This window comes from Exiguobacterium sp. FSL W8-0210 (genome assembly GCF_038006045.1).
GTDB lineage: Bacteria > Bacillota > Bacilli > Exiguobacteriales > Exiguobacteriaceae > Exiguobacterium_A.
Genome location: NZ_JBBOUK010000002.1, coordinates 20,861 through 37,188, shown reverse-complemented (window position 1 = coordinate 37,188; position 16,328 = coordinate 20,861). Strand labels below are relative to the sequence as shown.

Genomic DNA, 16,328 nt, shown 5'->3' with positions numbered 1-16,328 from the left:
ATTACCTTCACTTTAGTCGTCTTATACATCTGTTAATAATGATGAGTGTGATTTGTTAATAGTATTTCTTTAAAGATCGAGCGTAAAAATAGGTTTATGATCTTATCCGGATTGCTTTGTTACGGTCATATCTTATACTAGACAATCCTAATTATCGTTTTTTCTTTGATAATGTCTTAATATATGAGCGATTCGATTTTGCAGATCAATTACGTGACCTAAAAGTCCGAATCATTGATGTCTGCAATATAGTAAGCTTATCTTGCTTAATCATCGTATGAGAGCCATTAAGTAGTATGTATGTCGTCTTCTCTCTTCGTGTTGATTACCTTACTTTTTTCGTCTTAAATTTATACGTGCTCTATTTAATGCTTTTATTGCTTTTTGAATAAAAACGTACCAAATCAATCAACAATTCATTTTCTTTTCCATAATATCATTGGAGTTCTTCACAATTGCGTAAGAGATAAGTGCTTTGATACGGTAAATGCCTTTCTCATCATCTAAGCAATTAATCAATCTTTTTCTTCTAACTCATTATGTCAAATTTCCTTATACAGTCCTATTTGTATCGACTACGACATACAACCTTTTCTGATTATTTTTAATTCGCTTAGATTGGTGTACGTCTATTCTCTTAAAAATTATCAATTATATTTGATCAGTAATTGCTTATATTTTATTCAAATTAGTACTCGAGCGTTATAAGCGATTTTTTAGAAAAGAACTATAAATTCCTAATCAATTTTCCCTTATAAATATGTACAATAAAAATACAAATATTTTTAAAGGAGCTGAACTTATGAACATCCGAAAAGTATTATTTCTCGTCGTAATTGCTATTGTCTATCTTTTACTCTTCACTATCACCTTTTGGAGTCTCATTGGCTTATTGATCTCAGCAGTTGGTCTATACTTTTACTTTAAACCAAGGTTTCGAAATCCAGTGAAGTACCCAACCTTTGCCGTTTGGCTAGGCGTATTCATTGCTTTTGCAATTTCTATCTATATGGTAGACAGAATAAATGAGCCTCAAAAAATAGAAGCCGGGTCTTCTACCAAGGAAACAAAGATGTTGGAATCATTAAAGATAGAGTCAAAGGAGTTAGAAACATCTTTAAAAGACACGCAATTTAAACTAAAAGAGCAACAACAAGAAACGAAAAAATTGAAAGAGGAGTTAGCACAAGAAAAAGAGTTACGTTTGCAAACCGTTGAAAGCTATAAGGAGGAAGCAGACAAACGTACTACCTTAGAGAATAAACTCAATAAAGAAGAGACGAAACGCATTGTTGCAGAAGAGAAAATCGACGAACTCGAAGCCTCTTTAGCAAATAGTGAAGTGATAAATGAAGATGAGAGTATATCTGATGAGGAATACGTTGATGAAGTAAATACAGAAGTAGCAACTGATTTTGAATACGACCCTTCTGGAGCAGATCGCGACTGTGGTGATTTTTCCAGCGCCCAAGCCGCTCAAGATTTTTATATAGCTGCCGGAGGTCCTGCAGTTGATCCCCATGATTTAGACCGCGATAACGATGGAAATGCATGTGATTGGAATTGACAAGTGTGTATGAATTTTCTCGCGCATGACAATTGGTAGATCTACTTAAGATTAAATAAATGATTAAATTTCTTAACTGATAGTGTGGTAAGTGAAATAACAAAAAGTATGCGCCCGCGCATACTTTTTGTTATTGTATTTTATTTTTAATGATACTAAATGCGTTTCAATTATTAATTAAGATGAAATCATTTACACTTTATAGATATACATAAAAACTTCCGTCGTGTTTAACGTAAAGGAGATTCCATTGAAACTTGAACGTTTACTAACTATTATATTTAAGCTACTTCATCGCTCTACCATTTCTGCTTCACAACTAGCTGAAGAATTAAATGTCTCTCAGAGAACAATTTATCGAGATATCGAAACCATTAGTCCAGCTGGTATTCCTATTACTTCGTACCATGGAACAAACGGTGGATTCGGTATTATAGAGAATTACAAATGGGATAAAACGTTTTTAGACGCTTCTTCTATGCTTGAGGTATTGTCTTTAGTCAAAAATTTATCGAACCAATTAAATGATCACGATCTTAAAAAGACTGTTGATCGTCTGTCCATTCTCACATCAGAAGAACAAAAGAATCATCTACATATTGATTTAACTCACTTCTCAGTCGATCCCTCTTTTTTAATCAATCTTCAAAAAAGCATTAAAGAATTAACACGCATTTGTTTCCAGTATATTAGCTCTCAAAATGAACAGACTACTCGAGAGGTAGATCCGCTTTCACTATAATATAAGTTCCGAACGTGGTATCTATACGCTTATTGCCATTTAAGAAACGACTATCGCGAGTTTAAAGTCTCATATATACTCAACCTTGAGAGACTAACAACTCCTATTAAGGATACTCATCGTTTACCCAAGGAGCTACCAGTAGTTTTCCCTCCAAAAGAGCGTGTCATTTTACGTGTCCATCCTCAATCCATTCACTTAGTATTAAATCATTTTCAACATCACTCGATGACGCAAAAAGAAGATGGTAGTATCACAATGACATTGATGTTACCTCCACCATTGCATGCAGAATGGCTCATTAACATATTGTTAAGTTTCCGATCAGGCGTAGTAGTCATTCAACCTTTATACTTACAAGATGTCTTAAAAAATGAAGCTAAAAAAATATTGAATTTATATGAGGATATATGACAGTCAGTTGTCATATATCCTTTTTTATACTAAACGTAGTTAGATAACGATTACTATTACAACTAAAGGAGCGATTTGAATGAACGCTGGAAAAACGATGGTTTCTTATCATGAATGGGCAATGAGAGTGATCTTAGATCATCTAGCTAAATTGCCGAAAGAAGTTTTAAAAAAGGAGATCAAAAGCTCTTATCCTACTATTGCTAAAACCCTCAGCCATATTCTTGCTGTTGATACCATGTGGATTCAAATTCTAGAAAAAGTAGATTTTCAACAAGCATTACAGGATGCGATGAGTCAATTACCGCTTACTGATGCCTATACAATTGAAGAATTCAAAATGGCATTTAAAAATGTAGCATTAAAGTATCAAACCTTCTTAAACGAAAACTCAGATCTCACTGTGATGATAGATGTAAATTATCCTTGGTCAGGTCCACGTCAAACAACCTATGAAGAAATTTTCTTACACGTATCTAACCATGGGACGTACCATTTAGGTAATATCACTACCATGCTTAGACAACAAAATGAAACTTCACTCATGATGGATTATTCTCTTTTTTGGTATGAAGACACGACAGTTACAACATGAAGTGGCGTACTAATACTTAGCAATCAATTAGAAATTCTGTTTTAAAGCAAAAAAGTGTGCGCCGGCGCACACTTTTTTATTTATATGATTCATGGTAAGACTTTAAGATACACGAACTATATCCTAAGAATAAAAATCGGAGGAGTAATTTCATTTCATCCGTGTTCCATCAACCAATTTATTCTCTAATCGATCAACTCATTTTTCTTTAAAAGGTTTCTTCACAGTACATATTGTTTTATTTCACGTGAAACCTTATCTACTTTATGTTTTCCCAATTTATACTTATCGGGCTGATGTTTCGCAAAAGCGTAAGGTTTTAGATGTAATCTCCTATACCATCTCTATGTTTGGGAGGATTAATTTTTAGTGAGCAACGTAAGCATCACTTCTCAAACTCCTTTGAATCAGGTAACGGAAGAAGTATGGAGTCTCTTCATTGCAGTTAACATAAAAGGTACTTTCCCTTTCTTAGAGACTGTCATCCCACACATGAAAAACAATTCGAAGATGCAATCGTCAACTTGGAGATCGTACGGTATCGGTTCTTTCTTTCCCTATGCACCACAAAATCAGCCACTCATACGATGACACGCTCACTTGCTATCTCACTCGCACCTGACATTCGCGTTAATTGTATCTCTCCGGGAGCGGTCGCCACGCGTTGGTGGGCTGGTAATGAGGAACGAATGCATGGTTTAGTAGGTAACCTTCCCTTAAAGAGAATCTCCACACCGAAGGATATCGCGGAGGCTATTCTATTCCAGTTGACACAATCGTCCATTACGGGACAAGTCTTCTTGATTGATAACGGGCAAACGCTCTAAAGTTTAGACACTGTAAGATAGATCTAAATCGATATCATTTTTCAAAAAGCGTGCGCCGGCGCACGCTTTTTATCTAATTTCCCCACTTCACTTCAGACATGCTATGCTAGCTATATCGAATTAAGGGGGCGTGCATTATGGACTCTACCTCATCCGTCCAACATAGACAACTTGTTGTCTCTCAAGCAGCAAAGACACTGCTCGAGAACGATGTTACCGAACAACTAATCTCCATCGATATCATTGATGTCGAAGCCTATGTCAATCAACTTTATGAAGAATTTTATGAATTTCAAAATGAAGAAGATGTTTATACCAAGCTTCGTTATTATTCCTTTAAAAAATTAAAACGGCGCTGGGTACGAGCAGCCGTAAAAAACTATGTTGAAAACAAAGGTCCGATGAAAGAACTACGAGGACTTCATAAAATGTACCTTGAGTATTGGGACATTGCGGGAAAAGAAGGTTTCCAGCGAAAGTTCTCCGCTGATAGTGTTGAAAAATTGATGCAAGAACACATACAGGAACTTGAAGCATGGGCTGAAAATAATAACTTGCTAATTCATACGTATCCGCATTGGGGACAAAAAACGAAGAACCAGCAAACGACAACAATGCGGACTGATATTTTAATGGTCATTGGAGAGGTTGCAAAAGAATTGAAACGTTCGCAACCAAAGGCACACGTTGCGACTTCTACGTCGATTACGGTACCGTTCTTTGGAATCGCTGATCGCATGAAAAATACGACGGAAAAGTTCAATCAAGGAGAAGGTATGTTGACGGACTTATCTCTTGATCTCCACGACTTCTCCGCTGTCGTTCCTAAATACAAACAAGGTATACCGACGAATTTATCGGTTCTCGTCAGTAACGAGTTCCTTGCAGAACTCGACGGAAAAGTCCCGGATCTTGATGCTCGTGATTTTGAGGTCTTTAACGAAATTCTGTCATATCGCGATGTGACGTTTCAAACGAGTCGAAAGATCGTCTTCCCAATCTCAAAACTTGTTAAGAAGATTTATGGAAACGATAGCGGGAAAAGCTATACCCTCACAACCCAACGTCTTGTAAAACTCGGTTATTATCGCGTAGCTGTTAGAAATGAGGAAGGGGACCTCTCGATCTTCGGTCTCTTCTCCTCTGTTAAAATTAGTAATGCTTCTTCTGTTAAGCGGGACACGCAAATCACTGTCACCGTCTCAGAGGAAGTCTATGATGATTTATTGAAACAACAGATCATCAGTATCTATGGAGAACAGATTGAGCGATTAAAAGGAACGTTCGCTTATCATTTATCTTTTGTACTTCAAAAGGAACGACTTAACTCGTATCAGTTAAACGAAGCAATGCCCGCGAAACGGCATTGGCGTCAGTTTACACACTCTATTCGATTTAATAAGAGTCGAAAAGCAGAAAACTTGAAAGAGCTTGAAACCAATTTGGATCGTATCAAAGAACTTGATTTTATCATTCAAGATTGGCATCGGTCCGGTGACTACTATTTCTTATACTTCCATCCCTTGGAACGCTGGGAACATGATGATCGCCGCAATGCCCTTCTCCTATAAGGAATATCGAGCAGATCAATAGAAAGTAGTCTTCTTCCATTCTTCATAGATTCAAATAAAAGAGCGTATGAGATCATGAATCTCGTACGCTCTTTTGAATACTAACTATGATTCTCCTTGAAACTATATGATAGTAAATAAGCATTTTTCCTCATATGCCTAACCTACATTGTCTTTTTCCTATAAAATCGAGATTAGCTATCGTGTCATGTTGCAATTGAAAAATATGGTCGCTTTATGATTGCTTTAACAGCAATACAATAATCAAAAATAAGCAGCATCAAGCACTCAGCTATGTTCATGTACATTTCGCTAATCACAATCATATATTTATGTAAACCATCATATCAAAAGATCTGTAATGTAGTACCAACATAAATGGTCGTATATGAAGTACCAAATAAAAAATAGGAACATATGTTCTGTTTAGTTTTTTTATTTTTCTTCTTGTTGTAAGAACTCACATATTATTGGATGTCTTATTCTCCAGAATATCTATTGATCGTACATGTCGAATCGTGTCGGAAAACGACCATTTTTCAAATTCAGACGTTATTTACCGTACTGAAACAGCACTTTTTCTTATATTTTCAGCATTTTTGTCGGATTTGACCGTACCGAAACAACACTTCATCGATTTAGGTCGTCGATTACCGTACCAAAACAACAGTTTTATGTTTTTGGTCGTTGATTACCGTACCAAAATGACCATCTTGCACTTTAGAACACTTTTTAAAAATTATTTTAAAGCGGCTATCTTATCCATTTGGTCGTCATATACCGTACTCAAACAACACTTTTGGACATTTTAGTCGCTCTATCCCGTACTGAAATGACACTTTTAATCATTTGGTCGTTATGTACCGTACCAGAATGACATATTGCATCGCTACATGTATGAATTTACTCAAGAAAAACCTCTAGAAAGCGCATCATATAAGGATTTCAGAGATTCTGGTCGTTTTTGACCGTACTGAAATGACATCTTTTTTATACTTTAAAACGGCTTCATATCAACGCTTTTAGCACATTGGTCGTTTTTGACCGTACCGAAACCGCGTTTTGACAGTTCCTTTTCTGAACAGGATACTAGTAATAATAGTTCAGATTAGGGGAGGTGTAGGTATGTCATTTCAACACGAAAATCGTCATGTATTGGTCGCTAATAAATTATTGATCGCGATGAGCGGTTTAACACGTTGGACAAAACGTCAAGACAGTTTCTTATATGAACAGCATCACTATAACATTCCAGGACCTTTCCTGGCATTGAAGTGGACAAAATCTCGTATTCGTCATTTGTTGACGCTTTTATCGCATTGCGATGATCAAGGTGTTCTTTCATTAGTGGAAAGTGAAGCATTGGCTCACTATGCGCGTACTTCCGTTCGATCGTTACACAATAACCTACGCCTTTTTGAATCAGCTGGGCTTATTCGTTATTCGATTCATTTCTCTGGAGTCGTCACCATTGAACTCGTAGATTATCTTGAAAACTACCGTGATCTTTTTGAAGAGAGTGGTACGTATACATCGAAGACCGGTTATACGTCTCTTTGGTGTGGGATGGTACGCCAACTGATGGATATTGAGCATGTGAATATCCTTCGCGTCGCGTTACGTGCCCTTGTGCAAGTAGAGCGGGACGTGAATGTTCAGTCTCAGGAGAAAGCGACTTTAACCTATGATGAAGTACGTGGATTCTTACCGCGTTACTGTGGACACCGTTTGGCTGTAAAAGGCATGCTTGATCAACTATCGCAGTTCTTCAATGTGCATTTGGTTGAGAATACGAAAGATTTCTTATCTGCAGTCAAAGAGAACGTCTCGCTTAAGAAACGCATACATACCGTAACACGTCCTCTAATGTTTCACGTGAAACTCGAAGACCAAATTAACAGTAAGCGTATTCGGGAAGCGGAACGGGCGCGTACGTTGATTAGTTGGTTCGATCTTCGAGAAGTCGCTCGTGACTACGTAGATTTTGATGCATTGGAAGTTCCGCAAACATCGCTGCAGTCGTTGAGTGATACGTACGGATTTGCTGCCTGTGATGCAGTCATTCGTTCAATTCGAAACGATTTCTACCAATACGGGGACCGTCTTGAAGATGCAGAACTCTATCGTCTCTTCTTTGAATCACCAATTCTCTATCTAAATGAACGACTCCGAGTCGTATCGGAAAAATTGGCCATTGCATAATGGTCTATTTGTCATGCTTTTTTTTGAAAATAGTCGTGAAAAGGCAACAAAATCGCGCCATTTTAAGTCTTTTTGATCGAATGCATCTTCATGCTACTCATTTTATTGATCCATCCAAGGACAATATCAATATGCCATACTATTTAGGAAAAAAAACAAATTCTATTGTTAAATAAACAGCTTATTGAGTTGCTTATTCAATAGATTCTGAACGAAATCATTGAATGAATTCATAAAAAACAATACTTTTTGAATTTCTACAAATTATGCTGTTCGTTTCTCGAATTACAAAATGTCTTGTTTTTGTTGGTATTAAAGGCTTGCGGTGGTGAAGTCTTTTTCTAATTCTTATTAATTCTTTATTAATCTTTTTAATCTCTTCCAATGTGTTGAATGATAATAATCTGGTCGATCACGGATTATTATGATGAAGAATAAAATAAAAATATGGGGAGGCATTTCAAACATGTAGACAAAAGCATCTAAGTAGAAAAGATTAAATAGCCTGTAAACATTTCGATGTCGAAATGTTTACAGGCTATTTAATAATGTATACATAAAATTTTGTACATATTATCTTTTGAGTACTGATAATCATTGAAATTATTATTTTCGTGTGCCATGATGAATGAAGAAAGGGGAGAGATGATGAATATTATGACGTTTTACATATCAAAAGGAGGATCCGGTAAAACAACCTGTTCGCTCAATATGGGTCATGCCCTTGGTGAACTCGGGTATCGTACGCTTCTCGTTGACTTAGATCCGCAGGGATCATTAAGTAAGTTAATGCTGAAAGAGTCGGATACGATTCAATACATGACACTGTACGACGTCCAGTCTAAAGGATTAGCGATAGAAGAAATCTTATTTGATGATGAAAAACATAATATTAGTCTTCTTCCCTCCAATGAACGAAATGCCCGTTTAATCAATTTAATATCTGAACAAGATAAGATTTTTCTATTAAAAGACTTATTAGCACCTCTTGCCCATGAATTTGATTGGATCATTCTCGATTCAGTCCCTTCAATCAATGAATTATCTAAAGTCGTTTTATCGTGTGCAGACGAGGTGATCATTCCATTTATGCCGAAAAAGCTTGTCTTTGATCAGTTAGGAAGTACGGTTCGAACGATTCGACAAGTGAAGAAGTATTATAATGCTTCGCTAGAGCTAACAGGCATTATGCCGGTCGCAATCGATCTTGGTTTAAAAGGCGATCGCGAATACGCAGAAGCGATGAAACAGTTGGCAACAACAGAGCAATTACATGTTCTCCCCTCTGTACGACGTGCTGCTTTTATTGAAAAGGCAGCAGATAGCGGAAAGAGTGTTTTACAGTACAAGTCGAAGGAAGGCATGGAACTGGCCCAACCATTTCGTGAACTAGCACTCTTGATGACAGGAGGTCCGAAACATGAAAGCGCGGAATAAACAAATCCATAAAGTAAGACCACAGGATCAACATCCTTATCGGAGTGGATTGACTGATCTGAGTTCTGTCGTGCAGAAGTTACCGGTTTCCCGCGATTTAGAAAATCTCGCAGTCGAGATCAAGGAGTTAGCTAAGATTCAAACGATCTCTGTTTTCGAGATTGGTAAGCGCTTGTCGATTGCTAAATCAGAAATGCATGATCAACAAGAATGGCGCACATTTTTAGAATTCGTCAACATGTCCAATTCACTCGCCTCCCGATATGTTAAAGCATTTGACACTCTAGAACCATTTGAAGAACAACTCCAAACGTTACCTGCATCCAAAGTATTCGAACTGATGTATGTCGATGACCCAGAAGACGTTGTTTTAAATGGTTTACCTGTAGAAGAAGGACGGAAGTCATTAGACAGTGCGACAGTACGAGAAATTCGTGCTGCTCGATCAACGACACCTAAAGTAAAAGTCAAATCGTTTCAACAACCGGAAGTGACATCGACCGTCCTTTCTACACGAGTTCCTACAGAAACATCAGAACAGATTCATGTGTTAGCGCGTGCTAAAGGACTCAGCATTAGTGAATACATTTCAAAGATGATCGAAGAGACAATTCAGCGAAACATTATTGAAGATCAGAGTGAGATCGTGGAAGGAGAGAAGGAACAGTGAAAAAAATTGCCTTATATAATCGAAAGGGTGGCGTCGGAAAATCAACGACCACGATTAATCTAGCCCACGCATATGCTCGCCAAGGATTGCGCGTTCTAGTCATTGATGCAGATGACCAAGCATCGACGACAAACGGACTAGGCTTAACCGATGATTACGATGGAAAAGTGCTTCTTGATTGTCTGATAGAAGAATACGATCCGTTGTACGCACCGATTGAACAAGTGATTGTTACCTGTGATTATGAACTAGGAACGATTCACTTAGTACCAACGCGTCGCTCTGCTTCTCCTACCGGACTGACGAGTCAGATGGGATATGAATACCGCTTGATTGAAGAACTAGCGCGACTTGAAGACTTATTTGATATTTGTTTAATTGATTGCCCGGGATCAACGTCCGCTTTAAACCCATACGCTCGTTGTGCTCTTGTTGCTCAAGACCGGATTGTCATGCCGGTACAGATGCAGAAGTTCTCGATGGATGCTGTTTACACAGCTCCAGAAGAGTTGGAAGAAATGAGAAATGGATACAAAGAAGATATTCATATTTCAGCATTCATTCCCACAATGGTGAATGCCCGCTCTAAAGGGGATATGGCGACAGTGGACGAGTTAAAGGAATTAGGAGAGGAAGTTGGTATTCCTGTACTGACAACGATTCCGTATATCGTCAAGATTCAATCCTTACAACGAGAAGCACGTCCTGTCATTGACCATAAAAGTCCAGCGACAGATGCCTACTTACAGCTAGCAGAGGAGGTACTCTCACTATGAGCAGTCGACGTAAAAAAGGACAAGCAACGTTCAAAAGCTTTCAGAGCACAGTAGCTGAAACACCTGTTCAAGAAGAGAGCATAGAAGCGTTACGAGAAGAGCAAGTCGAAGCGGTGAAGAAGTTTGCTGCGCCTGCGATGTCAAATCCGTATCAGTCGCTTCCAGCTGTCGGCTTATCACGTGTGTTATCAAAACGACTTCCGGAAGACATGGAAGGTATTATTCAATATTACAATCACATTGATACAATCCAAGCAACAAGTTTTGTTGAGAAGTGTCGTATATTGGCACATGCCAATGAAGTATTCCGTGATGCTGAAACTAAAGAAGCGTTTCAACAGGAGCAAGGAAGTTGGAAAGAATTTTTAAATCATATTGGAATGTCTCAACCTCAAGTTAGTCGTTTTATCTCATTTTGGAATGTATTTGGACCAACGATCTTAGATAAGGCGATTCAACAAGACTTTAGTGCTTCTAAATTAGCTGAACTATTAACATGGCCAGAAGATCCAAAACTCGCGTTGCTCGAAGAACGAAAGTATAAGATAAAAGATGGGGAGTTCACGGTCTACGAAATGACACGTGAGCAATTACGTGAAGTGAAAAAAATGTTAAATGAACGGAACGAACAAAACGTGATTGATGCAGCTCCTGTACAGCCAAAACCAGCACGCGTCCATGTAGATTTTTCTGATAAAAATGATCCATTATATCAAACGCTGAAAAAGCGAGCGCAAGATCAAGGTATGAAGCCGGATCAGATTATTCGAGCAGCGTTGGAACAATATTTAAATAATTTCTAATTTGCAAATCAGTTTTAATAGAATTAACCCCAATGTAATGTAGATACATTGGGGTTAATTCTATACCAATTGTCTGTAGTTTCATCATCTAAGAAAAATTTTATTGTTTTGTCTTAAAAAAATCTCTTCTCAAAAAACGAGTAGCTAGAGGAATATATATTCCAGATGATAATTCTAAAACAACAAAAGTCACAAAAAATAGAAAAGGAAAATAGAAAATATAAAATGCTTTTGGTTCAAATTTTTCATTGAATAAAAACATAGCGAAGAATATATAACACGTTATAATTACAAAAGCTAATAATAAATGAACAATAAACTTCAAACTAGTATTAACTTTATAAGTTTTGTTACGAGCATTTTCATTAACTTTATGTTCGATCCATTTATTCACTTTACTAGGTTCTTTTGAAATAGAATATTCTATTATAGTCTCATCTAAATATGTCTTTCCATATTTTTTAAATTGCTTTGGATTTGTGGAAATCATAATATGCAGTGAATCATCATTGCCTCGCGTTGAAGAAAAATAGTTATTTTGTTGTTTAATTTGAATTTTATTAGTAGATAAAATATTTTTATAAAAAATATCGATTAACATATACACACTAAAAAAAATTAAAAAGAAGCTGAAAATCAATAAAGCAGAGTCACTTATTTTATCTATTTGATTTTTATATTCTTTATAATAAAAGCTACTGTTATCTGCAACAATAATAGAAATCTGAGTCACTATTATAAATAATGTAATTAACAAGGCATCTACAATTTTATGTTTAAACTTTTCATACGATGTAATATGGGCTTTATCCCATTCTAGATTAAAAAAATATGTGAAGCGCTTTAGACACATCAAAACAAAAGGTATAACAATTAGTGGAAATAATATTGATTCTTGTATTTTATCCATTAGTTAGTGAATCCTTTGAGTTAGTTTTTATGATTTTATTATAATGTTAACTATATTTGTTTGACTGAATTAACATAATCAGGTCTCTATCAATTAAATGTTGTATACACTGCGAATCTTCAATAGAATAACTTGTTTGATGAAGTTACTCTTGCTGTGTCCGCTCTCTTAAAACAGCTAGCTCGACTTGTTCATGAAGACGACGTTCATACGATTCTAGATCTCGTTGGGCAATAGTCAACGCTAACGACAATTTTCGGTTTTCTTCTTCTAACTGTTCGGAACGCTCGGTACGTGCTTTTAGTTCATCAATTCGGTCGGTTAATGCTTTGTTTTGACGATACAATTGATCGCGTTCTTCCTCGAGTTTATTAATATTTCCTTCCAAATGAAATACTTCTCTTTTTAATGAGGTGACTGCTTCCTTTTTAGATATTTCCAGCTTTTCTTGTTGATCTCTCATCTGAACCAATTCATGCTCTGTTTGTTTCAATTTTGCAGTTATGTCTTCAAGTTCTTGCTTATGGAGAGAGACTTTTTCTAAATACTCTGCTTCTAAATCTTCTTTAGCTTGAACCACTTCGGACTCTAACCTAGTGACTGTGTCTAGATGACGTGATTGAATTCGTTGATTTTCATATTGGAATGTCTCAAGTCGTGCTGCTCGTTCTTGGAAGAGAAGCGTAATCTGCTTAAGTGATGCTTCTAATACAGCATCCTCTTCACTGAGTTTAGGATCAATTTCCTTTTGTTCAGCAAGCAAGATGAATTCTTCAAATAATTGGTTTGTTGTGATTTGACGACCTTTAAGTAATTCACCAATTTTTTCTGTTACTTCTTCCGACAAACGAAAAGATTTATTTTTCATTTCATTAGATGACATATGTAGACCTCTCAATTCAAAATATTTATTATCATTATATCATGATGAAATATTTAATATTTAATGCTCGAAATTAGCAAGGTAGAAGATTTTAGAGGATAGGTCAATAAGTTAAGCTTGCTATTAATTTTTTCAAGAAAACTCTCGTTTTTGAGATAGAATATAAATCGGACATATTTTCCATGGCAAGTGACTTTAAATTTACAGTTTAAATTCGTATTTTTTTTGCCAGAAATTACTGGATGTCCAAATTAAAATGGGTTGGAGTCTTAAAAAATGAAAAAACTATTCTGTATAAGTATTTTGTTCGTAGCTTTAATCTTTAATCTTCATCAAATTAATGCAAGTGAAACATCTAGTGGAACACAAGTAAGTGGTATTATAACTTCGGATGTAACATGGACCAAAGAAGGTTCACCTTACAGTTTAGTAGGAAATGTTCAGATTGGTGGCAAACTTAAAGTAGAACCTGGAGTAATAGTCAAAGGAAATAGAAAAAAAATTTCTGTCTTTGGTGAATTAGAAGTTTTAGGTACTGCTGAAAATAAAGTAAGGCTTGTTGATTTGGATTTAAGTGGTGGAAATGAAAGTCGTAAAGGATCAGTTAAGATCTCCAATAGTAATTTATTTAGATGTAATTTCAATTTTGAGAGAATAGGGACTTTTTTTCAACTTAAAAATTCTTGGATGGATGATACTTTAGGACAAAATGAGAATAGTGAAAATGAATATTATGGAAACACAAATTACTTTGGGACATTCACCGAAATTGAAAAAAATATATTTTCTAATGTATCGCCTATACATATTGATAATAACTCAACTTTTACAAATAACATCTTTTTCGAAAAAAGTAACTTGATTATTGAAGGAAAAGAACAAATATATTTTAAATATAATAGCTTTTTGAGCCAAGAAACTGATCAAATCAGATTGAATAACGCAAATGCAAAGGTAAGTAGTTTTGAAGAAAATTTTTGGAACACTGATAAAAAAGAAGAAATTCAAAATAAGATATTTGATGGGAATGATGACTTAAGTATTAATAACACAATAGACTTAAATTCAATTTTAGAATTTCCTCATAAAGAAACTCCAGAAATCGTTACAATGAAAAAACCAACCGTTATAAACGAAGTTAATGAACACAGCACTTCTATAAAAGGATTCGCAGAACCTAATTCAATTCTTAGTCTCTCATATATTACTACTAGTCCTTACGATGCTGGTGGTGGAAGTAAAAAAATATTTGTTGATTCTAATGGTGAATTCGAAATAAATCTTGAGATGAGTGGAAACTTCACATTTTATTTAAGTACATACAAAAATGGGGTTACTGGTGAAGCTACAAAAATAATAGCATTGGATGTTACTCCTCCACCTATTCCAATAGTTGAAACAATAAATGATCGTACTAAGATTGTTATCGGAAGAGCAGAACCCGGATCAACAGTGATCATAAAAAGTGGAATGAGAATTTTGGGAACAGCAATTAACAATGTCCCTATGAATCAAAGAATATATGGGACAATGTATCAAGGATTAGGATTCAGCATACCAATTGATCTACAGAAAGCTGGTACAAAACTGACAATTGTTTCGGTTGATTATGGAGGAAACGAAAGTACAGCTAAAGAAATTATTGTAGAAGATACAACATCACCAGAATCACCTACTGTATATAAAATTACTGATAAAACTACATTAGTCAGTGGAAAATCTGAACCTAACGCTATTATTTATGTTATGAATGAAGCGGAATTGTTAGGTACAGCAAAAGTTAATTCAGAAGGAGATTATCAAGTTTATATCGATCAACAAGAGGCAGGTAAAAAGTTAATGATTTTTTCGATAGATCCTTCAGGAAACAGAAGTGCAGCAACAGAAATAATTGTTAAAGATACAACACCTCCATATTCACCAATAGTTTATGAAATTACAGACAAAACAACTTTAGTGACTGGTAAGGCAGAGAGTGCTTCTAAAGTTGTGGTTATGTTAGGAACAAAAGAAATCGGTTATTCGAATGCAGATTCAAGTGGAAATTTTGAAGTACCAATTATTAGACAAGAAGCAGGAATAAGACTAAAAATCGTCGCAATTGATTATGACGAAAATATCAGTCAACCAACTGAAATGACCGTTAAAGACTCAACAGCTCCGTTAAAACCAAAAGTAGATACAGTAACAGATCAGTCTATTATTGTCAGTGGCGTTTCAGAACCTAATGCAAAAGTTATTGTTAAAACAAAATCTAAATTAATTGGACAGAGTTTTGTTGAAAAAGACGGAAGATACAATGTAAGTGTCCCGAGACAAAAGGGAAATACAGAATTACTAGTATATGCTGCAGACAAATTTGGAAATATAAGTTTGCCAACTAAAATAAAGGTATTAGATAAAACACCACCTTCAATTCCAGTCGTATATTCAGTTTCTGATCTATCAACAGCTGTTAAAGGTAAATCTGAGAATGGTTCAAAGGTATTTGTAATGTTGGGTTCTAAATCGCTTGGATCATCTACTGCTAAGAATGGTGTATACAGTGTTAAAATAAATAAACAAAAGCCTGGAACTAAACTAATGATTTATGCTGTAGATGTTTCAAGAAATAAAAGCGTTAATAAACAAATTGTTGTTTTAGATCGAACACCACCGAAGATTTTTGTGTTAAATAAAGTGACCACAATTAGTAAATTTGTAAGCGGCAAGGCAGAAAAAAATTCTAAAATATTAATTTATAATGGTTCTAAAAAAATTGGAGATGGAAATGTTGATTCCAAGGGGAATTTTAATGTGAAAATTAAAAATCAAAAACGAGATTCTATTTTAAAAGTGTATGCTCAAGATAAATTTGGAAATAGAAGTAGAGGAGAAGTTATTAAAATTACACAATAACATGTATATGAAAAAAATTTGAAGTCTATAATA

The 16,328-nt window shown here is 35.5% G+C and carries 15 protein-coding genes and 1 pseudogene; 14 read left to right on the top strand and 2 right to left on the bottom strand.

Annotated elements, in window-relative coordinates:
- Positions 1-802 precede the first annotated feature (802 nt).
- From MKY22_RS16295 to MKY22_RS16245, 13 genes and pseudogenes are all read left to right on the top strand, one after another.
- Positions 803-1,567, top strand: coding sequence for an excalibur calcium-binding domain-containing protein (locus MKY22_RS16295; protein ID WP_341090272.1), 765 nt, complete (start codon positions 803-805; stop codon positions 1,565-1,567).
- A 250-nt stretch (positions 1,568-1,817) separates the two neighbouring features.
- Positions 1,818-2,309 (top strand): helix-turn-helix transcriptional regulator, encoded by a 492-nt coding sequence (locus MKY22_RS16290; RefSeq protein WP_341090268.1) that lies wholly within the window; start codon positions 1,818-1,820, stop codon positions 2,307-2,309.
- A gap of 15 nt (positions 2,310-2,324) precedes the next feature.
- Positions 2,325-2,387: pseudogene (locus MKY22_RS17395) on the top strand (WYL domain-containing protein); the annotation flags it as partial.
- A complete protein-coding gene (locus MKY22_RS17390; RefSeq protein ID WP_445298385.1) occupies positions 2,385-2,723 on the top strand; it encodes a hypothetical protein in 339 nt (112 codons plus the stop codon). The pseudogene MKY22_RS17395 and the gene MKY22_RS17390, both read left to right, overlap by 3 nt.
- Positions 2,724-2,802: 79 nt before the next feature.
- Entirely contained in the window at positions 2,803-3,318 is a 516-nt protein-coding gene (locus MKY22_RS16285; RefSeq protein WP_341090266.1) for a DinB family protein, read from the top strand.
- A 369-nt stretch (positions 3,319-3,687) separates the two neighbouring features.
- A complete protein-coding gene (locus MKY22_RS16280; protein WP_341090264.1) occupies positions 3,688-3,909 on the top strand; it encodes a hypothetical protein in 222 nt (73 codons plus the stop codon).
- On the top strand, positions 3,906-4,145 hold the full coding sequence (locus tag MKY22_RS16275; RefSeq protein WP_341090263.1) for an SDR family oxidoreductase: 240 nt from the start codon (positions 3,906-3,908) through the stop codon (positions 4,143-4,145). Before MKY22_RS16280 ends, MKY22_RS16275 begins: the two co-directional genes overlap by 4 nt.
- 137 nt (positions 4,146-4,282) lie before the next feature.
- A complete protein-coding gene (locus tag MKY22_RS16270; RefSeq protein WP_341090261.1) occupies positions 4,283-5,716 on the top strand; it encodes a hypothetical protein in 1,434 nt (477 codons plus the stop codon).
- Positions 5,717-6,841: 1,125 nt separating this feature from the next.
- Positions 6,842-7,918 carry a hypothetical protein gene (locus tag MKY22_RS16265; RefSeq protein ID WP_341090259.1) on the top strand — a complete coding sequence of 359 codons (1,077 nt, stop codon included), beginning with the start codon at positions 6,842-6,844 and terminating at the stop codon, positions 7,916-7,918.
- A 621-nt stretch (positions 7,919-8,539) separates the two neighbouring features.
- On the top strand, positions 8,540-9,355 hold the full coding sequence (locus MKY22_RS16260; protein WP_341090449.1) for a ParA family protein: 816 nt from the start codon (positions 8,540-8,542) through the stop codon (positions 9,353-9,355).
- Positions 9,339-10,025: a DUF3102 domain-containing protein gene (locus MKY22_RS16255; protein WP_341090257.1), complete on the top strand. Its 687-nt coding sequence runs from the start codon at positions 9,339-9,341 to the stop codon at positions 10,023-10,025. Before MKY22_RS16260 ends, MKY22_RS16255 begins: the two co-directional genes overlap by 17 nt.
- Complete coding sequence (locus tag MKY22_RS16250) at positions 10,022-10,801, top strand: ParA family protein (RefSeq protein WP_214725417.1); 780 nt, start codon at positions 10,022-10,024, stop codon at positions 10,799-10,801. The genes MKY22_RS16255 and MKY22_RS16250 overlap by 4 nt, the downstream gene beginning before the upstream one ends.
- A complete protein-coding gene (locus MKY22_RS16245) occupies positions 10,798-11,604 on the top strand; it encodes a hypothetical protein (protein ID WP_341090250.1) in 807 nt (268 codons plus the stop codon). The genes MKY22_RS16250 and MKY22_RS16245 overlap by 4 nt, the downstream gene beginning before the upstream one ends.
- A 100-nt stretch (positions 11,605-11,704) precedes the next feature.
- Here MKY22_RS16245 and MKY22_RS16240 read toward each other — a convergent pair whose 3' ends face one another.
- Positions 11,705-12,514: a hypothetical protein gene (locus MKY22_RS16240; protein WP_341090248.1), complete on the bottom strand. Its 810-nt coding sequence runs from the start codon at positions 12,512-12,514 to the stop codon at positions 11,705-11,707.
- Positions 12,515-12,659: 145 nt separating this feature from the next.
- Entirely contained in the window at positions 12,660-13,397 is a 738-nt protein-coding gene (locus tag MKY22_RS16235) for a hypothetical protein (RefSeq protein WP_341090246.1), read from the bottom strand.
- 276 nt (positions 13,398-13,673) lie between these two features.
- On the opposite strand from MKY22_RS16235, the gene MKY22_RS16230 reads away from it, so the two are divergent.
- A complete protein-coding gene (locus MKY22_RS16230; protein WP_341090243.1) occupies positions 13,674-16,295 on the top strand; it encodes an Ig-like domain-containing protein in 2,622 nt (873 codons plus the stop codon).
- The last annotated feature ends 33 nt before the right edge of the window (positions 16,296-16,328 follow it).